The sequence below is a fragment of the Roseinatronobacter sp. S2 genome, assembly GCF_029581395.1.
Lineage (GTDB): Bacteria > Pseudomonadota > Alphaproteobacteria > Rhodobacterales > Rhodobacteraceae > Roseinatronobacter.
Genome location: NZ_CP121115.1, coordinates 55,625 through 76,783, shown reverse-complemented (window position 1 = coordinate 76,783; position 21,159 = coordinate 55,625). Strand labels below are relative to the sequence as shown.

Annotated in this window: 17 protein-coding genes; 7 read left to right on the top strand and 10 right to left on the bottom strand. The window is 61.0% G+C overall.

Annotated elements, in window-relative coordinates; translation table 11 throughout:
* Window positions 1-26: 26 nt before the first annotated feature.
* Complete coding sequence (gene bchI / locus P8S53_RS17185) at window positions 27-1,028, bottom strand: magnesium chelatase ATPase subunit I (RefSeq protein WP_277807062.1); 1,002 nt, start codon at window positions 1,026-1,028, stop codon at window positions 27-29.
* Window positions 1,025-1,732, bottom strand: coding sequence for a spheroidene monooxygenase (gene crtA / locus P8S53_RS17180; RefSeq protein WP_277807061.1), 708 nt, complete (start codon window positions 1,730-1,732; stop codon window positions 1,025-1,027). Before crtA ends, bchI begins: the two co-directional genes overlap by 4 nt.
* A 133-nt stretch (window positions 1,733-1,865) precedes the next feature.
* On the opposite strand from crtA, the gene P8S53_RS17175 reads away from it, so the two are divergent.
* The 3 genes from P8S53_RS17175 to P8S53_RS17165 all read left to right on the top strand — a co-directional run bounded on the left by P8S53_RS17175 (window position 1,866) and on the right by P8S53_RS17165 (window position 5,044).
* The gene (locus P8S53_RS17175) at window positions 1,866-3,401 is read left to right on the top strand and encodes a phytoene desaturase (RefSeq protein WP_277807060.1); all 1,536 of its coding nucleotides are present in this window, start codon (window positions 1,866-1,868) and stop codon (window positions 3,399-3,401) included.
* Between the two features lie 5 nt (window positions 3,402-3,406).
* The gene (gene crtB / locus P8S53_RS17170) at window positions 3,407-4,450 is read left to right on the top strand and encodes a 15-cis-phytoene synthase (protein ID WP_277807059.1); all 1,044 of its coding nucleotides are present in this window, start codon (window positions 3,407-3,409) and stop codon (window positions 4,448-4,450) included.
* Between the two features lie 135 nt (window positions 4,451-4,585).
* Window positions 4,586-5,044, top strand: coding sequence for a TspO/MBR family protein (locus P8S53_RS17165; RefSeq protein ID WP_277807058.1), 459 nt, complete (start codon window positions 4,586-4,588; stop codon window positions 5,042-5,044).
* An 18-nt stretch (window positions 5,045-5,062) separates the two neighbouring features.
* Here P8S53_RS17165 and idi read toward each other — a convergent pair whose 3' ends face one another.
* From idi to P8S53_RS17125, 8 genes are all read right to left on the bottom strand, one after another.
* Window positions 5,063-5,608: an isopentenyl-diphosphate Delta-isomerase gene (gene idi, locus P8S53_RS17160; RefSeq protein WP_277807057.1), complete on the bottom strand. Its 546-nt coding sequence runs from the start codon at window positions 5,606-5,608 to the stop codon at window positions 5,063-5,065.
* Window positions 5,605-6,786 carry a geranylgeranyl diphosphate reductase gene (locus tag P8S53_RS17155; RefSeq protein ID WP_277807056.1) on the bottom strand — a complete coding sequence of 394 codons (1,182 nt, stop codon included), beginning with the start codon at window positions 6,784-6,786 and terminating at the stop codon, window positions 5,605-5,607. The genes idi and P8S53_RS17155 overlap by 4 nt, the downstream gene beginning before the upstream one ends.
* 3 nt (window positions 6,787-6,789) lie before the next feature.
* The gene (locus P8S53_RS17150) at window positions 6,790-8,061 is read right to left on the bottom strand and encodes a BCD family MFS transporter (protein ID WP_277807055.1); all 1,272 of its coding nucleotides are present in this window, start codon (window positions 8,059-8,061) and stop codon (window positions 6,790-6,792) included.
* A complete protein-coding gene (gene chlG, locus P8S53_RS17145) occupies window positions 8,058-8,924 on the bottom strand; it encodes a chlorophyll synthase ChlG (protein ID WP_373418548.1) in 867 nt (288 codons plus the stop codon). Before chlG ends, P8S53_RS17150 begins: the two co-directional genes overlap by 4 nt.
* A 106-nt stretch (window positions 8,925-9,030) precedes the next feature.
* Complete coding sequence (gene bchJ / locus P8S53_RS17140) at window positions 9,031-9,693, bottom strand: bacteriochlorophyll 4-vinyl reductase (RefSeq protein WP_277807053.1); 663 nt, start codon at window positions 9,691-9,693, stop codon at window positions 9,031-9,033.
* A 6-nt stretch (window positions 9,694-9,699) separates the two neighbouring features.
* Window positions 9,700-11,388, bottom strand: a complete 1,689-nt coding sequence (bchE, locus tag P8S53_RS17135; RefSeq protein WP_277807052.1) for a magnesium-protoporphyrin IX monomethyl ester anaerobic oxidative cyclase — start codon at window positions 11,386-11,388, stop codon at window positions 9,700-9,702.
* A 183-nt stretch (window positions 11,389-11,571) separates the two neighbouring features.
* A complete protein-coding gene (gene ppsR / locus P8S53_RS17130) occupies window positions 11,572-12,999 on the bottom strand; it encodes a transcriptional regulator PpsR (RefSeq protein ID WP_277807051.1) in 1,428 nt (475 codons plus the stop codon).
* Window positions 13,000-13,061: 62 nt separating this feature from the next.
* Window positions 13,062-13,859, bottom strand: coding sequence for a B12-binding domain-containing protein (locus tag P8S53_RS17125; protein WP_277807050.1), 798 nt, complete (start codon window positions 13,857-13,859; stop codon window positions 13,062-13,064).
* Window positions 13,860-14,194: 335 nt separating this feature from the next.
* Here P8S53_RS17125 and bchF point away from each other — a divergent pair, with 335 nt between their 5' ends.
* From bchF to P8S53_RS17105, 4 genes are all read left to right on the top strand, one after another.
* Window positions 14,195-14,662 carry a 2-vinyl bacteriochlorophyllide hydratase gene (gene bchF, locus P8S53_RS17120; RefSeq protein WP_277807049.1) on the top strand — a complete coding sequence of 156 codons (468 nt, stop codon included), beginning with the start codon at window positions 14,195-14,197 and terminating at the stop codon, window positions 14,660-14,662.
* Entirely contained in the window at window positions 14,662-15,951 is a 1,290-nt protein-coding gene (locus P8S53_RS17115) for a ferredoxin:protochlorophyllide reductase (ATP-dependent) subunit N (RefSeq protein WP_277807048.1), read from the top strand. The genes bchF and P8S53_RS17115 overlap by 1 nt, the downstream gene beginning before the upstream one ends.
* A 61-nt stretch (window positions 15,952-16,012) precedes the next feature.
* Window positions 16,013-17,575, top strand: coding sequence for a ferredoxin:protochlorophyllide reductase (ATP-dependent) subunit B (gene bchB / locus P8S53_RS17110; RefSeq protein WP_277807047.1), 1,563 nt, complete (start codon window positions 16,013-16,015; stop codon window positions 17,573-17,575).
* On the top strand, window positions 17,565-21,116 hold the full coding sequence (locus P8S53_RS17105; RefSeq protein WP_277807046.1) for a magnesium chelatase subunit H: 3,552 nt from the start codon (window positions 17,565-17,567) through the stop codon (window positions 21,114-21,116). Before bchB ends, P8S53_RS17105 begins: the two co-directional genes overlap by 11 nt.
* The last annotated feature ends 43 nt before the right edge of the window (window positions 21,117-21,159 follow it).

The window sequence follows — 21,159 nt, the reverse complement described above, 5'->3', positions numbered from 1 at the left end:
CGGGCCGCTGGTGTCGTCAAAGGGGGTCAGGGCAACACCTCTGCCAGTTGGCGCGCAACGCGGGCGCCGGTGCCTGCCTCGTCCAGCGGGTCACGGCGCAGACGGTGGCGCAGCGCCATGGGGGCTGCCGCGCGAATATGCTCGCGCGTGATTGCATCTGCACCCGCGAAGGCCGCCATGGCGCGCGCCGCAGCAAGCAATGTCAGTTCACCCCGCAACCCGTCAGACCCAAGCGCCAGACATACGGATGCACAATCATGCAGCGCCACATTGGACACCTGAACACCCGCAAGTGCGGCGCGCGCAGCCAGAATTTGCGCACGCAAGTCTGCATCTTCTGCCTGCCAATGCGCCATGAATGCTGCATGGTCGTTTTCATAGGCATCGCGCCTGCGCATCACCTCGATGCGGGTTTCGATCTCGCGCGGGCTGCTGACCTCGACCGACAGGCCGAAACGGTCCAGAAGCTGCGGGCGCAATTCGCCTTCTTCGGGGTTGCCCGACCCCACAAGCACAAACCGCGCAGGGTGGCGAATGGACAGCCCTTCGCGTTCAACGACATTCTCGCCCGATTGCGCGACATCCAGCAACAGATCTACAATGTGGTCTTCCAGCAGGTTCACTTCATCAATATACAGATACCCGCGATTGGCCCGCGCCAGTAGTCCCGCCTGAAACGCCTTTTCGCCGCGCGTCAGGGCACGCTCAATATCCAGCGCGCCTGTTACACGGTCCTCACTCACACCAAGCGGCATATCCACAACCGGCGTGGGCCGTGTGACGACCACTGCCTGCGTTATGCCCGCCCAATCGGGGCAATCGGCCAGCGTGGCGGAATTGCACGGGCAGCCCGCCACCATGTCTATGGGCGGCAACAGGGCCGCAAGCGCACGCACTGCCGTGGATTTGCCGGTTCCACGGTCCCCGAACACCAGAACACCGCCAATTCTGGGGTCAATCGCGGTCAGGATCATTGCGGTTTTCATTTCATCCTGCCCGACAATGGCAGAAAACGGAAAGGGCGTCATGCGGCCTCCTGTGTGAATACGGCAGGGTCCAGCGGGTCGCGGCCCTGCCATGTGCCCTTGCGCGCGGAAATGCGAAAACGGGCGTACAGTTCTTCGGAAAACCAGCGCTCCTCGCGGACGGCGCGGATGGCTTGTTGGTGTGGGCCACGGCGGGCAAATGCGGCCATGCTGCCTGCGTCGGGCCAGACCGAAAACGTGACCTGTCGCAGCAGCGGCATTTCCCCGATGCCGATTTTGAACATAACATTGGGGTCGGACCCCACCTTGGCGGAAATATCAGGCACCTGCCCCCAGAACCGTAACGCCCGCGCGGGGCGTAACGATGCGCGCGTCAGTGCAGCCACTGGACCATCCGCCACACCTTCGGGGCGAAACGGCGCGCGACCGGACCAGCGCCCGCGCGCAGAGTAGGGTTCCAGAAACAACGTATAGCTTTCATCGGCGCGCTGGCCCCAACGTGCGAATGCGCCGCTGGCCACCCCTTGCTGCGCTCCCGCATGCGTGCCCCAAACGCCCAGAATGGCCCAAACGCCCCAATTCGGGCGCGGGGTAAACCCCTGCCCAGTGCCAGAGCCGCAAATCTTCCAGAATTCCAACCCCGGCTGGCGCGCAAGCGCCACACGCGCCGCCACCATCTGGCCCAGAACCCAAAGCCGCGCAGCCGTCCGGTCAAACCGGAAAAGGCAGAGCGTGATCGTTTGCATGGCGATTCCCATCTGCAAGTGTAAACTTAGGTTGTCATATTCCGCTGTATGTGTAAAGAATAAGAATGTAAACCTTGATTGACACATTGCATCTGTGTAAGCTGATGACACCACCAAGGAACGGGAAACGCCTATGTCTGATTCTGATGCACCGCACCACGCCATCATCATTGGCGCGGGGTTGGGTGGGCTGGCCTCGGCCATGCGGCTGGGGGCCAAAGGCTACCGTGTCAGCGTGATCGACCGGCTGGACCGGCCCGGCGGGCGTGGATCGTCCATCACACAGGGCGGGCACAGGTTCGACCTTGGCCCGACCATTGTGACCGTGCCGCAAGGGCTGCGGGAATTATGGGCTGCCTGCGGACGTGATTTTGACCGCGACGTCACCCTGAAACCCATGACCCCTTTCTATGAAATCCGCTGGCCGGACGGGTCGACCTTTGCCGCGGTTCAGGACGATGACGCGATGGAGGGCGAAGTCGCGCGCCTGTCGCCCGATGATCTGGCAGGCTATCGCAAGTTCCTGAAGGACGCGAAAGCGCGCTACTGGTTCGGCTATGAAGATCTGGGCCGCCGCCCGATGCACCAGCTGTGGGAATTGATCAAAGCCTTGCCGCGCTTTGTCTGGCTGCGCGCCGACAGGTCGGTTTATGCGCATGCCGCAGCCCGCGTGCGCGACCCGCGCCTGCGCTTTGCGTTGTCCTTTCATCCGCTGTTCATCGGGGGTGATCCGTTTAACGTGACATCCATGTATATTCTGGTCAGCCATCTGGAAAAGTCTTTTGGCGTGCACTACGCCATGGGCGGCGTGCAGGCGATTGCCAACGCCATGGCAAATGTGGTGCGCACACAGGGCGGCTGCGTTCACCTGAACACGGAAATAGACGAAATCATTGTCAGGCATGGCCGCGCGGCTGGTGTCCGCCTGATGGATGGCACGGTGGTGCAGGCCGATATCGTCGTATCGAACGCAGATGCCGGTCACACCTATACCCGCCTGTTGCGCAACCGCCCGCGCAAGCGTTGGAATGATGCGAGACTGAAGCGCAGCCGCTGGTCGATGGGACTGTTCGTGTGGTATTTCGGCACGCGCGGCACACGCAATATGTGGCGCGACGTGGGCCATCATACAATTCTGGTCGGCCCGCGCTACCGCGGCCATATCAAGGACATCTTCATTCGCGGCCATCTGTGCGATGACATGAGCCTGTATGTCCACCGCCCTTCGGTCACCGACCCGTCCGTGGCACCCGAAGGTGATGATACCTTCTATGTCCTTAGCCCCGTGCCGCATCTGGGGCATGACAACGGCGTTGACTGGACGACCCAGCAGGAACCTTACCGCCGCAAAATGCTGGCGATGCTGGAAGACCGCCTGTTGCCGGGCCTGTCAGACCATATCAGCGAAAGCCTTGTCTTCACGCCCGAAACCTTCCGCGACCGCTACTTGTCGCCCTTGGGGGCGGGGTTTTCGATTGAACCGCGCATTTTGCAAAGCGCATGGTTCCGCCCGCATAACATCTCGGAAGAACTGCCGGGCCTGTATCTGGTGGGGGCTGGCACGCATCCGGGCGCAGGGCTGCCCGGTGTGATCAGCAGCGCCGAAGTGCTGGCGCAGGTTGTGCCGGACCCTGCACCGCCCATAGCCCTGCCGATGGCCGCAGAATGACCGGCATGTCCCGTATCGCTGCGCCCGACATGGACGCATGCCGCGCCGCCATCCGCACCGGCTCGCGCAGTTTTCACGCGGCCTCGCGCCTGCTGCCCGCCAGCCTGCGCGATCCCGCGCTTGTGCTTTATGCGTTTTGCCGTCTGGCCGATGATGCCGTCGACGAAGGGCATGATCCGGTGCGCGCCGTGCTTCACCTGCAAGACCGGCTGGAGCGCGCTTATGCTGGCCAGCCCCATGATGCCCCCATTGACCGCGCCTTTGCCGCGATGGTGGTGCAGCATGACCTGCCCCGCGCGCTGCCCGATGCCCTGCTGGAAGGGCTGGCATGGGACGCCGAAGGGCGGCGTTTCGCCACCTTCTCGGACCTGCTGGATTATGCCGCGCGCGTTGCCGCCGTGGTGGGCGCAATGATGTGCGTGCTTATGGGCGTGCGCGACCGCGACAGGCTGGCGCGCGCCTGCGATCTGGGCCTTGCTATGCAGCTGACCAATATTGCCCGCGACATAGGCGAGGATGCGCGCAACGGGCGGCTGTATCTGCCGCTTGCGTGGTTTGAAGATGCAGGAATGTGCCCCGACCGTTTTCTGCGCACCCCCATCCCGCACCCCGAAATATGCGCAATGACAGCACAGCTATTGAATGAAGCCGACCACCTGTATCAGCGCGCCAGCGCGGGCATTTCAGCACTGCCGCTGGCCTGCCGACCCGGCATATTTGCCGCGCGCCATATCTATTGCGGGATCGGGGGCGCGATCCGCGCACAAGGCCATGACAGCGTGACCCGCCGCGCCTATACCGGCAAGGCGCTGAAACTTGGCTGGCTGGCACTGTCCGCAATGCAGGCCGGATTAAGCGTGATCCAGCCCCAACCGGCGACATTGCACGCAGGCCCCCTGCCCGAAATCCGGTTTCTGGTCGATGCCGCAAGCCATGACACCGGCGCCAGCCAGCGGTCCCAGACCCTGATTGATGCCATGGCGCGCCTGCGCGCGCGCGATTTGTCGGCGCGCCGCCATTACATGGCCGCAAACCGGCGCAGCGCGTGACAGGTGCTGTCACGCCCGCGCCACGCACCCGCCGCGCCCGCAAGGGCGCCCAAGTAAAGGCTTGCATCCGGTACGGATGCCCCTTTAGGTCAAAACAAAGGCACAGCCGCCCCTGCGGCAAAGGATGATACATTTATGGATTGGCTACTTTTTTTGACCTTTCTGGCCGCAACCGCCGCAGCAGCAACAACAGGCGCGATGTTCGAGCCGGGAAAATGGTATGACGATCTGGACAAACCCCGCTGGACCCCGCCGGGATTTGTCTTTCCGCTGGTCTGGACCACAGTATATCTGGCCATGTCCTATGCCGCCATGCGCATAGGCATGATTTCCGGCACACAGCAGGCGCTTGCTTTCTGGGCGTTGCAGATCGCGTTCAACACGCTATGGTCACCGGTATTTTTCGGGCTGAAGCGCATGCGCGCCGCCCTTGTCGTGCTTGGTTTTTTGTGGCTGTCTGTTGCTGCCACAACCGTCAGCTTCTGGATGTTCGACATGGTCGCGGGCGCGCTGATGGCACCCTATCTGCTATGGGTTACCATTGCGGGGGCGCTGAATGCGTCTGTGTTAAGGCGTAATCCGCAATTTGCCTGAACTGCCTTGCAGGCATTCCTAGCGGTTGCCTGCACATTCCGCCGCGGGGCTGAAAATCCGGTCTGCGTGATCACGCAGATAGATGCGCAGCCATGGGGTGAACCGGTCAGGGGACCGCTCCACAATCGCGGGCAGGGCCTGCAGGCTGATCCAGTCGGTCGCGGCCACTTCATCAGGGTTGGGAATAACCGTAAGGTCGGCCATGGCCTGCGCGGTGAACACCTGCACGACTTCATGCTCAATCAGCCCGCCGCCCACATCGGCGCGGTATTCGATTTCCGCAACATGGGTCAGGGGCAATCCGGTAATGCCCAGTTCCTCGCGCAAGCGACGCGTGGCGCAGCTCTGGTCATCCTCGTCCCAATGGGGATGGGTGCAGCAGGTGTTTGTCCACAATCCGGGCGTGTGATATTTGCCCAAGGCGCGGCGTTGCAGCAAGACACGCGCGCCTTCGGTCACAAAGATGGAAATCGCCTTGTGCTTCAGGCCGCGCTGGTGAACCTCCAGCTTGTCGACAGGCACCAGTTGTCCGTTTTCCCACGCAGGGATCAATGCGCCACTCATGTGAAACCGGGCCGGACCAGCCCCGACAGATGCAACAGGTTCTTCACCCCGATCTTGATATGCGCCAGCGGGCGGGCGGCCACCAGTTTCTTGTTCATATAGGCCTCGAATGTCAGACGCTGCACGTCAATGTCATGGCACAGGCTGACAAAGCGTTCGCGCCGATCATCGGATTTGTAATAGGCATCCTGCATGGAACGCAAGACCTTGAACACAGTCTTGTGGTCGCGCATGAACAGCTTGCGCGCCAGCGCCAGATCGCGTGCGCGGCCACTGGCCAGCGCCGCCTGTGCCGCAGTTGCGGCCACGCGCCCGCCGACCATGGCGTAATAGATCCCCTCGCCCGAACTGGGGGCCACGACGCCTGCGGCGTCACCGGCCAGCACCACATCGCGGCCATTGTCCCAGCGGTCCATCGGACGCAGCGGAATCGGCGCGCCTTCGCGCCGGATGGTTTCGCACCCTGTCAGGCCCGACATGGCGCGCAGGTCAGCCGTTGCTTTCTTCAGGTCCGCGCCACCTATTTCGGTGCCCATGCCCACGCTGACATGTTTGCCATGCGGGAACACCCAGCCGTAGAAATCCGAACTGATGCGCCCGTCATAAATGACATCGCAGCGGTCGGGGTCATAGCGGTCATTGGCGGGCGGGGCCTTGATGATTTCGTGATAGGCAATGACATAGGGTATCTTGTCGCCGCCCGGCACCTCGGCGCGAGCCACGTTGGAGCGCGCGCCATCTGCGCCGATCACCAGCCGTGTGGCGCTGCGCATCTCCTCTCCGCTGGTCTTGTCACGCCAGACAACATGCGTGCCGTCCTTGTCGCGGTCTATCCGCAGATAGGTTCCCGTCAGCCGCGTGGCCCCATTTCCCACTGCCCGCAGGCGCAGGAATTCGTCAAAATCCTGCCGGTCCACCATACCGACAAAGCCGTTTTCGATGGGAATATCGACCATGCGACCGGTGGGCGAAATCATCCGCGCTGTGGTGATCCGGGCGACAAGCTGCGTCATGGGGATTTCAAAATCCGCGATTGCGCGGGGCGGAATGGCGCCCCCGCAGGGTTTTATACGCCCTGCCCTGTCCAGCAGTGCCACCTTGTGGCCTGCGCGCGCCAGATCATCGGCTGCCGTGGCACCGGACGGGCCACCCCCCACAACAAAGACGTCATATTCCATCGCTTATTCCCCCGGAACCAGCAGCGCAGTGTCGCGCGGTGTCATGATGCGTGCAGCCAGCAGGGCCGACGCGATGAAAATTACGGCCTGAAACAGGAACACGGCCCCAAACGCATCCGCCACAGGCAACAGGCTGCGGGCCAGATCCACCAGCGCGGCCCCTGTCAGCCCGCCAAAGCCTGCCGCAATCGCCTGTGATGCGCCCCAAAGCCCCACGCGCGTGCCTTCGCGCTTGTCGCGCCCTTCGCCCGCAAGCTGCATCATCGACCCGATGGCCGCGACCGCGAACATCCCGTTGAAGAACCCCAACGCAACCACCAGCGGCACCAAAGGCAGCGCCCACAAGGCTGCCCCCGCAATTGCAACCAGCGTCAACGCGGACCCCGTGCAGCCGGAAACCACCCAAACCCGCAACGACCCCAGCCGCAGCCCCGTTGCCGCAACCCCAACCAGCACCATGCCCAGAAACACACCGCCATTCTGCGCGCCCGACATTTGCGTCGATTGCCCCGGTGTGAACCCGAACACCAAACCCGCATAGGGTTCCAGGATCAGTTCCTGCATGAAATACGCGGTCATCGACAGAAACACGAAAAAGGTGAAATGCCGCGCGCGGGTATCGGCCCAGATATCGCGCATTCCGTCGCGAAAGCGTATTGGCGCAGGCGCTGCGCGGGCAATCACCCGCCGTTCAATCCCCCAGACGGCCAGCACAGTCAGTCCGAACGCCCCTGAACAGATGACCGCGACAATCACCAACAGGCGCGCATGGCTGTAAGGGTCCAGATACTTGCCCGCCATAATCGCGGTCAGGGCAATGCCTGCAATCATCATCAACCATGTGATTGTCGCTGCCGCAGGGCGGCGCGATTGCGCCGTGGCCGTGGCCAGCAGCGCCAGAAGGGACGTGCCCGATGCGCCCACGCCCAGCCCGATCACCGCATAAGCCAGCACTGACAACGCCAGCCCAAGTGCGAAACTGGACTCCAGCACCGGAATGGCCAGCGTTGCGCCCAAGGCCCCAAGGGCCAGAATACCCATGCCCGCAATAATCCAGCGCGTGCGGTTGCCCCCCTGATCGGCCAGATGGCCCCAGTTGGGCCGCGTGATCTGCACGCCGTAATGCAGTGCCACCAATGCGCCCGGCAGCACCACCGGCAGCGCCAGTTCCACCACCATCAGCCGGTTCAGCGTGGATGTCATCAGCACCACAATCGCGCCCAGACAGGCCTGAACCAGCCCAAGGCGGACGATCTGCACCCAGCTTAGCGTCATGCGCCAATCCCCCGCAGCGCAAACGCCGCCACCATCATGCCCAGCACATAAGGGCCAACGCCCGTGCCGTTGAACCACGGTGCAAGGCGCGCAGGGTCCTGCCGCCAGCGCCCCAGCGCCCAGATCTGCACACCGATGCCAAGCGCGATGGCCCCTGCATGAACGGGCGCGCCCCAGATCAGCAACAAGACCACAACAAGCAGCTGCGCCAGCACCATCACTGTGCCCGCAACCGTTGCCGCATCAACCGGCCCCAGGGTCACCGGCAGGGACCGAAGCCCCATCTGGCGGTCCCCCTCGATCGCTTTGAAATCATTTATTGTCATGATGCCATGCGCGCCCAGACCATACAGGACGGCAATCACCACAATCTCGAACCGGGGCGCACCGGCCGCGATGACGGCTGCACCCGTAAACCACGGCAGCGCTTCATAGCTTAGGCCCACAAGCCCCGGCCCCCACCAGCCCGAACGTTTTGCGCGCACCGGTTCGGCGGAATAGGCCCATGCGGCCAGCACACCAACAACCGTAGCGCCAAAGCCCCAAGGCCCCAGTTGCCAGCCCACACCCAGCGCCAAGGCAGACATGATCAGCGCAATATATAGCCCCCACCGGCCCGGAATGCGCCCCGACGGGATGGGGCGGTGCGGTTCATTAATGGCGTCGACATGGCGGTCGCACCAGTCATTGGCGGCCTGCGACATGCCGCAGACAACAGGACCGGCCAGCAACACACCCAGCACCACCAGCGCCCAGCTGTCGGGCCACACCCCCACGGACACGATCCCGCACAGATAGGCCCACATTGGCGGGAACCATGTCACGGGTTTGATAAGCTCCAGCATCGCGGCAGGCTTGGGCATTGCGCCCTGCCCTGATCGGCGTGTGGCTTGGGTGTCTAGACTCGTTTCACTCATACTGTAAACTTTGCCTGACATATTTGTTTGCATCAAGTGTTATTTGCACCTGTCAGCCGTGATCACGCACCGGGACAGGCCACCGCATACCCTGCGGGGCAGCGCGCGCAGGCGCAGACACCGCACCATCCGCACCCCTTCGGGGCGTAATCACAAAGCGGCAATATGGCGCGCCTGTCGCGCAGCAACTGGTTTCTGTCACAGATGCAGCGGGCCAGACCAGCGTTGCAAATAACCGCTCGAACACGGCAGCATGCCAGTCACAGACCGGATGGGGCGCGGCGTGTTGCGCCAGCGGGTTGTCTGCAATCTCGAACCACAGGGGCGCGTGGCTGCGCACGCGAAACCGCCCCGACCCTGCGAATGTCCATGCATGACGCGCGATCGCCGCCGCCAGCACCCGCGCGCCCAAAGGCGCAGGCAGGGTGCGAATCAAAAGTTGCGCGGCGCGTGGAATACGGTTTGCAAGAATGTAGTCTGCCGTGGCCAACCCTGCCGCACGCTGAATGGCGGATGCACGGTCTGGCACATACAGTCGCACGGCATGATGCAGGCGCGCCACCTCATCCTCATTCAGCATTCCGGCCGTGGCGGGGGGCTCGCGGACATCGGCCAGATGCAGCAATGCACCGCGCCACGCCACCCCGATTTCCGCATCTAACACCGCAAGATGCTGCAAAACCGCATTCGGGCCAATGCGGGCGGCGGTGGCCATGACCACCTATTCCACCGTTTGGGGTGAAACAGTTGCCCCGTTGGGCATGCGGAACTGGCGCGGGGCTTCAAGCTGCTGCGTCCCACCCCCGCAGGCCTTGAGGGCTGCCCGTTCAGCCGCGCGGTCCTTGCCTTGGGCGCGAAGCGCGGCGCGGCGTTCATCCGCCCTGGCCTTTACATCCGCGCTGGCCTGCCAATCGGCCATCTGGGCATCTGCGATGGTGCGGGTCATGTCGAACTGGAAATCGACCTTGTCCCTGGATTGCGGCCCCCAGTATCCGGCCTTGCCCAGATCATAGAACGTGCGCCCCACACCGGCCTTCAAGAATGCCTTCAGGCAGCCCAAAAGATACCGTCGCCGATAGCCGGTGCCGCGCCACGGGTAATGAAACAACGCCTTTTGCATGTAGAATCGGCGGTAATTCTTCATCACCCCGTCCAGCAATTCGCCGCGCGTCATGGCAGCGGGTTTCAGAATGGGGGTCACGAAATTATACTTGGAGTAGTCAAACACCTCGACCTGATCGCGCAGTTCCTGAAACAGCGGCGTGAAGGGCCATGGCGTATACATCGCCCAATTCGCCAGATCAGGCTGCCAGTCCCACGCCATGCGATAGGTTTCTTCCAGCGTTTCAGGCGTTTCATTGTCCAGCCCGACGATAAACTGCGCTTCCACAAAAATATCAGCCTCGCGCAGCAGGCGGATGGCTTCTTTATTCTCCGCGACCGTGGTTTCCTTGTTGAACTGGTCCAGCTTCAGTTGTGCCGCTGCTTCGGTACCAAGGCTGACATGCACCAGCCCCGCCTTGCGATACAGCGCCAGCAATTCGCGGTCGCGCATGATGTCGGTGACGCGGGTATTGATGCCCCATTGCACGCGCGCGGGCAGGTCACGACGGATAAGTTCTTCACAAAACTCCACGAATTTACGCCGGTTAATGGTGGGTTCTTCATCGGCCAGAATAAAGAAGCCCACACCGTGGTTTTCAACCAGATCCTCGATTTCATCGACAACCTTTATGGGGTCGCGCACGCGGTAATCGCGCCAGAATTTCCACTGGCTACAAAATGAACAGGTAAAGGGGCAACCCCGCGCCATGTTGGGAATGGCCACACGCCGGTTCAACGGCACATAGATGTATTTGTCCCATTCCAGAATAGACCAGTCCGGCTTGATCCCGTCCAGATTCTTGACTGTTGATGCCGCCTGTGTGGCTACAATTTCCGTGCCTTCAGCGAAAGCAAGCCCGCGGATTTTGCGCCGGTCAGCGGGCCAGCGTCCCTGCGCGATGGCCTGCATAAGGTTGACGACAATCTCCTCACCCTCGCCGCGCACGATCACGTCGATCCATGGCGCTTCACTTAAAACCTGCCGATACATGAATGTCGCGTGAATGCCGCCCAGCACTGTTACGGCCTGCGGGGCCACCTCGCGCGCGATTTGCAGCACTTCTTCGGCCATATAGATTGATGGCGTAATCGCGGTCGTGCCCACCACATCGGGTTCAAGTTCGGCCAAGCGCGCGCGCAATGTGTCGCTGTCGATATGGTTGGTCATGGCGTCGATGAAATGAATATCATCAAATCCTGCCGCGCGCAGCGAGCCGGTCAGATACGCGACCCATGCAGGCGGCCAGTTGCCAGCGATTTCGGCACCGCCGGAATGATAATTCGGGTGAACGAACACGATTCGCATATCAACCTCCAGTTATGTAAACCTAGATTGACATTATTATAGTCCACTTTAATTGACACAGATCAATCCGGCGCAAAAATGCCAAGCACCGTGCCAGACGCGGTTTGGCAGGCACGAAGATACTGATTACAGTGAAAATTTTCTGTAGCTGATCCCGAAATTCAGGCCAGCATAGCCCTGTGCCTACGCCTCGTCACGGCTAAGAATGCCATATTTGCGCAGCTTCACATAAAGTGACTGGCGCGACAGGCCCAGCATTTCCGCAGCCGCAACGCGGTTGTTGCGTGTCAGCTCGATCGCGGTTTCGATGCAGATCTTCTCGATCACATTCGTCGTCTCGGACACAATATCCTTCAGCGTGGACGAACCGACAAGCTCCATCACGCCGCGCATATTCGCCTCCGGGGTTGCGTTATCGGCGCGCAGCGCCGCAGCGTTGGACGCATTGCGCACAATCAGCGCCAACACCGGATCAGTGCGGTCGTCCAGCCATGTTGCAGATATTTCCACAGAAACACGGGCATCAAAATCTGTTTTCAGCTTGGTGGAATACATGCGCAACTGGCCCGCACGGCGCGCATTGTCCAGCAACACTTTCAGGTCCACCATGCCACGGCTAAGGAAATCAGCCATCGAACGCCCGCGCACGGCCGCAAGGCCCGGTGCATCGGTCAGGTTCAGGAATGTCTCGCTTGCGGCCAGAATAGACCCTTCCTTGTCGGTGAATACAATCGCATCCACCCCGCGATGGAAAAGCTGGCGCAGATTGGCCATCAACCGGCCATCGGCAGATGACCCTTGTGCAACGTCGCTTATGCGGACAATCGCCAGTTGCTCGCCTGCGGCACGGAAAATCTTGGGGGTCAACAACAAACGGCGCGAGTCTGCCTTGGCCTCTACCTCTATGGCGGGGGCGGCATCCATCGAGGATGGCACATCAAGCGTTGCCATCAATTCGTCCTTGCCGCGTCCGACAAACTGGTCGGCGAACGAACGCTTGATAAGATCGGCGCGCGAACTGCCCAGCAAAGACGCCGCATTGTGGTTCATGTCAACAATCTGGCCCGACATCGCCGATACCAGAACCACCGCATCTGTGGTGAAATCCATAAGCAGGCGGTATCGGGTGTCGATTTCCCGCTGCGCTTCATAGTCGCGTTCAAGTGCTATCTGGGCGTTCAACAGCATCTGCTGCATTTCCAGAACCGGGCGCTGGTCAGTTCCAAGCAGCAAAATCTCGCCGCTTTCCTCGATCCAGTGCATGACATAGCGCACAGGCACCGTCTGGCCGGATTTCACAACATGCGACACTTCCACCCAACGCGCAGGAACGACTTCGCCTTTGTCAGCGCGCTCGACCAGATCGGCAAGGCGCGCCTGAAACTTCGGCACACTTTCAGAATCCAGCAAGGCCACGAAATCCTGACCCACCCAGCGCGACACACCGTCAAAACTTACGGCGTCAGGCTTGACATGGATAACCCGAACAATAGCTTCTTTCGTGATAAGCAGAGAGATATCGGCAAGACTGGTCAGAACGGCAGAAAAGAAATCCCCACCGAAGACGGGCACCGAGCCACTTTCAAGGAATCTGGCACCTTCGTTTGACACAGTAAACCTGCTCCTTCCTGTAATCTGCACCACCATTGCTGCGCAGACCACGATCCATATGACTATTCTACACTGGTGTGATTTATGGCCAAACCACAGGAAGTTAAAGCCTCTGATATCTGCGTTGTGGCTATATTTGCGCCCACCATTGCAGCAATGCGCTTCAAACTCATGTCTTTTTGCAACAAAGTCACCAATGCTCCGCCCAAAGCAACCGGCAAATCCCTGCCGGAATGGGCGCGAATCGTCTTAACCAGTTCAACACATGTCGTCAGCGACGTGCGGTTAGACGCAGAAACAAAAACCGCATGAAATCGATGCTCTGACAACTCCTCTTCGATGGATCGTGCTGTGGGCAGCAAACTTACCCGAACCGAAATTCCCAACCGTCGCATCTGATTGGCCGCAACCATCGCACCCAGACTATGCTGCTCGCCGGACGGCAGCACCAGAAACACGCGCCCGTCATGGCAATCGCCGGACTGGTCGGCAAACCATGCCAGTGCAATCTCGCGCAACAGGGATTGCAGGCGCGCCATGGCGATTGTTGCCTGAAATATGTCCAGCTCGCCCTCATGCCAACTGTTGCCCAGTTTGGAAATGGCCGCAGGCAGATAGATATCGACAATATGTTCCGCAGATACGCGCCTGCGCTTCATTTCGTCATAGACGGCCGCAAACATGCCCGGATCAGCACTTTTGGACAATCTTACCATCAGACTCAGCAAATCCCGATCAGGTTCGCCGGACTGAACACCGGATTTCTGAACAAGCTCCGACACAACCCGAAGTGCAAACTGCCGCACCACCGCCTGACCAGAAGTCATGTCGTCAAAATGCGCTAAACGAAGTCCTTCCATCTCTGCCCCCCCGGCAGATTTCAAAACCACGCGCACGTCCAAAAGACTTGGTTACGCACTGAAAATGCAATGGCCCTGAATCTTAGATATTAAGCTTGTCCAGTTTCACAGCTAGACAAGGAATTGTCAAACCAAACTTACAATATGCACGCATATCAGGGCGACCCCTCCGCGTAGCCCCGTATTTTATTTATAATTCAATACATTAAGATTTCGAAACCCAACGCGCACATACTTGCGTGTCATCTTGTGTGTGCACAAATGTGTAAGTTTTAATTGACACCCAATTGCCTATGCCGTTAATATTTTACATGGGAATCAAGAAAGGATGCGCAATGAAACCGGAAGGATGGGACAGGCAACTTTACACGCCTGAACAGCGCGCCCGGCGCGACGCATCCCGCTGGACGATGGTGCAAGGCGTGCTGGCGCCGGTCCAGTTCCTTATCTGCCTGATTTCGGCCGCGCTGGTTATTCGCTACCTTGTGACAGGTGAAGGCTACATGGCGGCCACCGTTTCCGTCGTCATCAAGACATTTGCGCTTTATGCAATCATGATCACTGGCGCGATCTGGGAAAAAGAAGTGTTTGGCCAATACCTGCTGGCCGATGCGTTTTTCTGGGAAGACATGGTCAGCTTCGCGGTCATCGCGCTGCATACCGTATATATTGTCGCGTTAATCGCAGGCAGCATGCAGCCCCAACAGCTTATGATGCTGGCCCTTGTCGCCTATGTTGCCTATGCCGTGAATGCCGCGCAGTTCCTGTGGAAGTTACGCGTTGCACGACTGGGGGCCTGCTGATGAGCACGGACCCCACAACATGCCAATCCGCCCCCGTCCTGAAAGAACGCGGCCAGCGAGAGGTGTTTTGCGGCCTGACCGGCATCATCTGGCTGCACCGCAAGATGCAGGATGCGTTCTTTCTGGTCGTCGGCTCGCGCACCTGCGCACATTTGCTGCAATCGGCAGCGGGCGTGATGATCTTTGCCGAACCCCGTTTCGGCACGGCAATTCTGGAAGAAAAAGATCTGGCCGGCATGGCCGACGCCAATGAGGAACTGGACCGCGAAGTGGCCCGCCTGCTGGCCCGCCGCCCTGACATTCGCCAGTTGTTTCTGGTGGGGTCCTGCCCGTCCGAGGTGATCAAGCTGGACCTGGCGCGCGCGGCAGAACGTCTTAGCGTGCAGCATGCGCCCAACGTGCGGGTGCTGAACTTTTCAGGCTCCGGCATTGAAACGACCTTCACCCAAGGCGAAGATGCCTGTCTGGCGTCCATGGTGCCAACCCTGCCTGACACACAGGCCCGCGAACTGCTGCTGGTGGGTGCCCTGCCCGATGTGGTCGAGGATCAAGCCCTAGATCTTCTGGCGCAAATGGGCATTGGCCCTGTGCGGTGCCTGCCTGCGCGGCGCGCGCAGGATGCGCCCGCAATTGGCCCGAACACTGTATTTGCCCTGACACAGCCGTTTCTGGGCGACACGCATGCGGCATTGCTGGGTCGTGGCGCGCGCCATATCCCCGCACCTTTCCCGTTCGGGGCCGAAGGGACAATGCTGTGGCTGACTGCCGTTGCCGCAGAATTCGGCATTGCCCCAGACGTGGTGGCGCGTGTCACCGCAGCCCCCCGTGCGCGTGCCGAAAAATCCATTGCCGCCGCGGCCAGCACCCTGCGCGGTAAACGCATTTTCTTCATGCCCGACAGCCAGCTGGAAGTGCCACTGGCCCGGTTTCTGACGCGCGAATGCGGCATGATTGCCGTGGAAATCGGCACACCCTATCTGCACGCCGAATTGCACGGCCCCGAACTTGACCTGATTGCCGCAGGCCCGACCCTGTCCGAAGGGCAGGACGTGGACCGCCAGCTTGACCGTGTGCGCGCCGCGCGCCCTGATCTGACCGTGTGTGGCCTTGGCCTTGCCAACCCGCTGGAAGCCGAAGGGCTGGCCACCAAATGGGCGATCGAGCTGGTATTCACGCCTGTGCATTTCTTTGAACAGGCCGGTGATCTGGCCGCGCTTTTTGCGCGCCCCTTGCGCCGCCGTGCAGCCCTCGGCCGCCAGCATCCAAATTTCCTGGAGGCCGCCGAATGATCGCACCTTGCATGACCACAGCCTTCATCTTGCCAAAAATACTCAACTCGGGGCACCGGATATGAAGCTGGCCGTCTGGACATATGAAGGCCCGCCCCATGTCGGCGCGATGCGTGTGGCCACGGCCATGCAGGGGCTGCATATGGTGCTGCATGCGCCGCAGGGCGACACTTATGCCGATTTGCTGTTCACCATGATTGAACGGCGCAACCACCGCCCGCCTGTCAGCTACACCACATTTCAGGCCCGCGATCTGGGCGCCGACACGGCAGGGCTGTTCAAATCGTCTTGTCAGGATGCCTATGACAGGTTCCGGCCACAGGCCATTATGGTCGCAGCGTCCTGCACGGCCGAACTTATCCAGGATGATCCGGGCGGTCTGGCCGAAACCATGGGCCTACCGGTTCCGGTTATTGCGCTGGACCTGCCCAGCTATCAGCGCAAGGAAAATTTCGGCGCGGATGAGGCATTCTTGCAGATCTGCCGCGCGCTTGCCCGCCCGATGGACCGCAGCGCGCAGATCAGTTGCAACATTATCGGGCCTACCGCACTTGGCTTTCGTCACCGCGACGATCTGGCGGAAATAACGGCGCTGCTGTCTGAAATGGGCGTTGTCGTCAATGTGGCAGCACCCATGGGGGCCAGCCCCGCAGATATCGCCCGCATGGGGGCTGCGCATTTCAATGTGCTGCTCTATCCTGAAACGGCTGAATCCGCGGCGCGGTGGTGTGAAAAGAACCTTGGCCAGCCCTATACAAAAACCATTCCCTTGGGGGTTGGCGCGACACGCGCGTTCATCAAGGAAGTGCGCGCGCTGTCTGGCAGCACCAATCCGGTCAATGAGCAGCGCCTGCGCCAGCCATGGTGGACAGCCAGTGTGGACAGCACCTATCTGACCGGCAAACGGGTATTTTTGTTCGGCGACGGCACCCATGTCATGGCCGCTGCACGCGTGGCGCGCGATGAAATGGGGTTCGAGGTGTGCGGCATGGGTTGCTACAACCGCGAACAGGCACGGCCCTTGCGCGCCCTCGCGCAGGAATTCGGCCTGACGGCGCTGATCACCGATGATTACCTGGAGGTCGAGGCCGCAATAGAAGCCACCGCCCCCGAAATGATCCTTGGCACCCAGATGGAACGCCATATCGGCAAACGCCTTGGCATCCCCTGCGCGGTCATTTCCGCGCCTGTCCATGTGCAGGATTTTCCCGCGCGCTATTCGCCGCAAATGGGGTTCGAAGGCGCGAATGTGCTGTTTGACACATGGGTTCACCCGCTGGTCATGGGGCTGGAAGAACACCTGCTGCACATGTTCCGCGATGATTTCGAATTCCACGATGCGGCAGGCCCGTCGCACCACGGGGCCAAGGCACAACCCCTGCCCCAAAGCGCGCCCGCCGCCCCTGCGGCCGCGGATGAAGGGGGCTCGATGCCCCCGCCATCCGCCCCACCCGAACTGGATAACATCGTCTGGCTGTCCTGCGCAGAACGCGAGCTCAAAAAAATTCCGTTTTTTGTGCGCGGCAAGGCACGGCGCAACACCGAAAGTTTTGCACAGGAAAAGGGCCTGTCCGAAATCTCTGTCGACACCCTGTACGAAGCGAAGGCCCATTATGCTCGATAGTCAACACACCCGGCCGCAGCCTTATCGTTTCGTTGTCATCACGCTTGACGCGCATGCCGCAGGCCCCGCCGAACGCGTCTTGCCACAACTGCGCAAGGACTTTCCGGGGTTGGAAGTGTCCATTCACGCAGCCGCCGAATGGGCCGAAGACCCGGACGCCCTTGCCCATGCCAAAGCGGCTATCGCGGCGGCCGATATTGTTGTGGCAAACCTGCTGTTCATCGAAGAACATGTCACTGCCTGCCTGCCGGAATTGCAAGCCGCAAGCCTGCGCTGTGATGCGTTTGTCGGTGTCATTTCCGACCCCCAGATCATCAAACTGACCAAAATGGGCGATCTGGACATGTCCAGACCTGCCACCGGTCTGGCAAAGATCATGAAAAAACTGCGCGGCGGCGGCGACAAAGGCAAACCCGCATCGGGCGAGAAGCAGATGACCTTGCTGCGCCGGTTGCCGAAAATCCTGCGTTTCATTCCTGGCAAGGCGCAGGATCTGCGCGCGTGGTTTTTGTCCATGCAATACTGGCTGGGCGGGTCCGACGACAACATTGAATCGATGATGCGCTTTTTGATCTCGCGCTATGCCACGCGGCCTGAATGGGCGGGTATCACTGCGCGCGCGCCAGTTGATTACCCCGAACTGGGCCTCTATCACCCCGATCTGCCCGCACGCATGACAACCAACCCGTCCGATCTGCCACATCGCGCGGACGCGCGCGGCACAGTAGGGCTGTTGTTGATGCGGTCCTATATTCTGGCATCCGATACCGCGCATTATGACGCCGTGATCCGCGCGCTGGAAGCGCAGGGGCTGAATGTTATTGCCGGATTTGCAGGGGGCCTTGATGGCCGCCCCGCGATCGAGGCGTTCCACAAGGGCCGTGTTGATGCGCTGCTGTCACTGACCGGCTTCAGCCTTGTGGGTGGCCCTGCCTATAATGACAGCCCCGCCGCCGTTGCCGTCCTGAAGGCGCTGGATGTGCCCTATATGGTCGCCCATCCGCTGGAATTCCAGACACTTGGGCAATGGGCATCGTCGGGTGGGGGTCTGGGTCCGGTGGAAACCACCATGCTGATTGCGCTGCCCGAAATTGACGGGGCCACCTGCCCCACAGTGTTTGCCGGACGGCATGCCCCGGACGGCTGCAACGGCTGCACCCCCGGCTGCATGCCCATGGCCGACACCACCGCCAAGGCGATGTCGCCTTGCCCCGAACGCATCAGCGCACTGGCAGATAAAACCGCGCGCATGGTGCGCCTGCGCCGCAGCAAAATAGCGCAGCGCAAGGTGGCGATTGTTCTTTACGGGTTTCCCCCCAATGCAGGTGCCGTGGGCACGGCGGCCTATCTGTCGGTGTTTGAAAGCCTGTTCAACACATTGCATGCCATGGCCCGCGACGGCTATGACCTGACACCGCCCGAAAGCGTGGACGCCCTGCGCGACATGGTTCTGGAAGGCAACGCACAGCGCTACGGCCAGCCCGCAAATGTGTGCGCCCATGTCAGCGCCGACCAGATTGTGGCAAACACCCCATGGCTGGACGAGATTGAGGCCGTTTGGGGCCCCGCACCGGGGCGTGCGCAATCCGACGGGCGCAATGTGTTCGTTCTGGGCGCGCAATTCGGCAATGTCTTTGTCGGCATTCAGCCTGTGTTCGGCTATGAAGGCGACCCGATGCGCCTGCTGTTCGAGAAGGGTTTCGCGCCCACACATGCATTCGCAACCTTCTATCTGTGGATGCGCAACCAGTTCGGGGCCGATGCCGTGCTGCATTTCGGCATGCATGGCGCGCTGGAATTCATGCCCGGCAAACAGGCCGGTATGGCGCGCACCTGCTGGCCGGACCGGCTGATCGGCAACCTGCCCAATATCTATCTGTATGCCGCCAACAACCCGTCCGAGGCCAGCCTTGCCAAGCGCCGTTCCGGTGCTGTGACCGTCACCCATCTGACACCACCTGTGGCGGCAGCGGGCCTGTATAAAGGGTTGCAGGATCTGAAAGACAGCCTGCACCGCTGGCGCATCACCGAAGCGGACGGCCGCGATGAACTGGACGCGCTGATTTCCGAACAAGCCGCTGCACTGGACCTTTCGGGCGCGCCCGAAACCCTGTGGCTGAAACTGCTGGAAGTCGAAGACGCCCTGATCCCGGAAGGCTTGCACATTATGGGCCGCGCCATGGATGGCCCCACCCGTGCCCGCCTGCTGGCCATGGTTGACGCCGATGATGACACCCGCGCGCGGATGGATGCCGATCTTGCGGGCGATCACGAAATGCGCGGGCTGCTGCACGCCCTGGGTGCGGGCTATATTGCCCCCGTTCCGGGGGGTGATCTGATCCGCGCGCCGCAGATCGTGCCCACAGGGCGCAACATCCACGCCTTTGACCCGTTCCGAATGCCCACGGCATTCGCGCTGCGCGCAGGTGCCATTCAGGCGCAAAAACTGATTGAGGCCCATCGCAGTATCCCGCGTTCGGTGGCGATGGTGCTGTGGGGGTCCGATAACATCAAATCCGACGGGGGACCGATTGCGCAAGCCCTTGCGCTGATCGGCGCGCGCCCGCGCTTTGATGCCTATGGCCGCCTGTCAGGCGCAGACCTTATCCCGCTGTCGGAACTGGGCCGCCCGCGCATTGACGTGGTGATGACACTTTCGGGCATTTTCCGCGACCTGCTGCCCCTGCAAACCCGCCTGCTGGCCGAAGCGGCGCTGAAAGCAGCCATGGCGGATGAGCACGAGTCGCAGAATTTCATTCGCGCCAATGCCCGTGCCACCGCCGCTGAGCTGGGTATTGACATGGAGACCGCAGCCCTGCGCGTGTTTTCCAATGCCGAAGGGGCCTATGGGTCCAATGTGAACCAGCTTGTGGACAGTTCCGCCTTTGGCCATGAAGATGAACTGGCCGATGCCTATCAGGCGCGCAAGGGCTTCGCTTACGGCGTGAACGGCAAGGCCGCAGCCCAGCCGGAATTGCTGAAAGCCACATTGAAAACCGTGGATCTGGCTTATCAGAACCTTGAATCCGTTGAACTGGGGGTCACCAGTGTGGACCATTATTTTGACACGCTGGGCGGCATCGCACGCGCCATCAAACGGGCGCGCGGCGGTGCAGATACGCCGGTCTATATCGGCGACCAGACCAAGGGCAGCGGCAAAGTGCGCAGCCTGCGCAACCAGATCGCGCTGGAAACCCGCGCGCGCAGCCTGAACCCGAAATTCTACGAGGCCCTGCTGGTGCATAAATCCGAAGGCGTGCGCCAGATCGAGGCGCAGGTGACCAACACACTGGGCTGGTCGGCCACCACCGGCACCGTGGAGCCGTGGGTCTATCAGCGCCTGTCTGAGACATTTGTGCTGGACGAGGTGATGCGCAGACGTCTGGCCGCGATGAACCCGCAAGCCAGCGCACGGCTGGCGGGGCGGCTGATAGAGGCGTGCGAGCGCGACTATTGGCACCCCGATGCCGCCACACTGGCCGCCCTGCAAAACGCCGCGGATGAGATTGAAGACCGCGTGGAAGGGATTGCCGCAGAATGAGCACCCCCACCCGCATAGCCAGTCCCGCAACGGGAATGGGGGG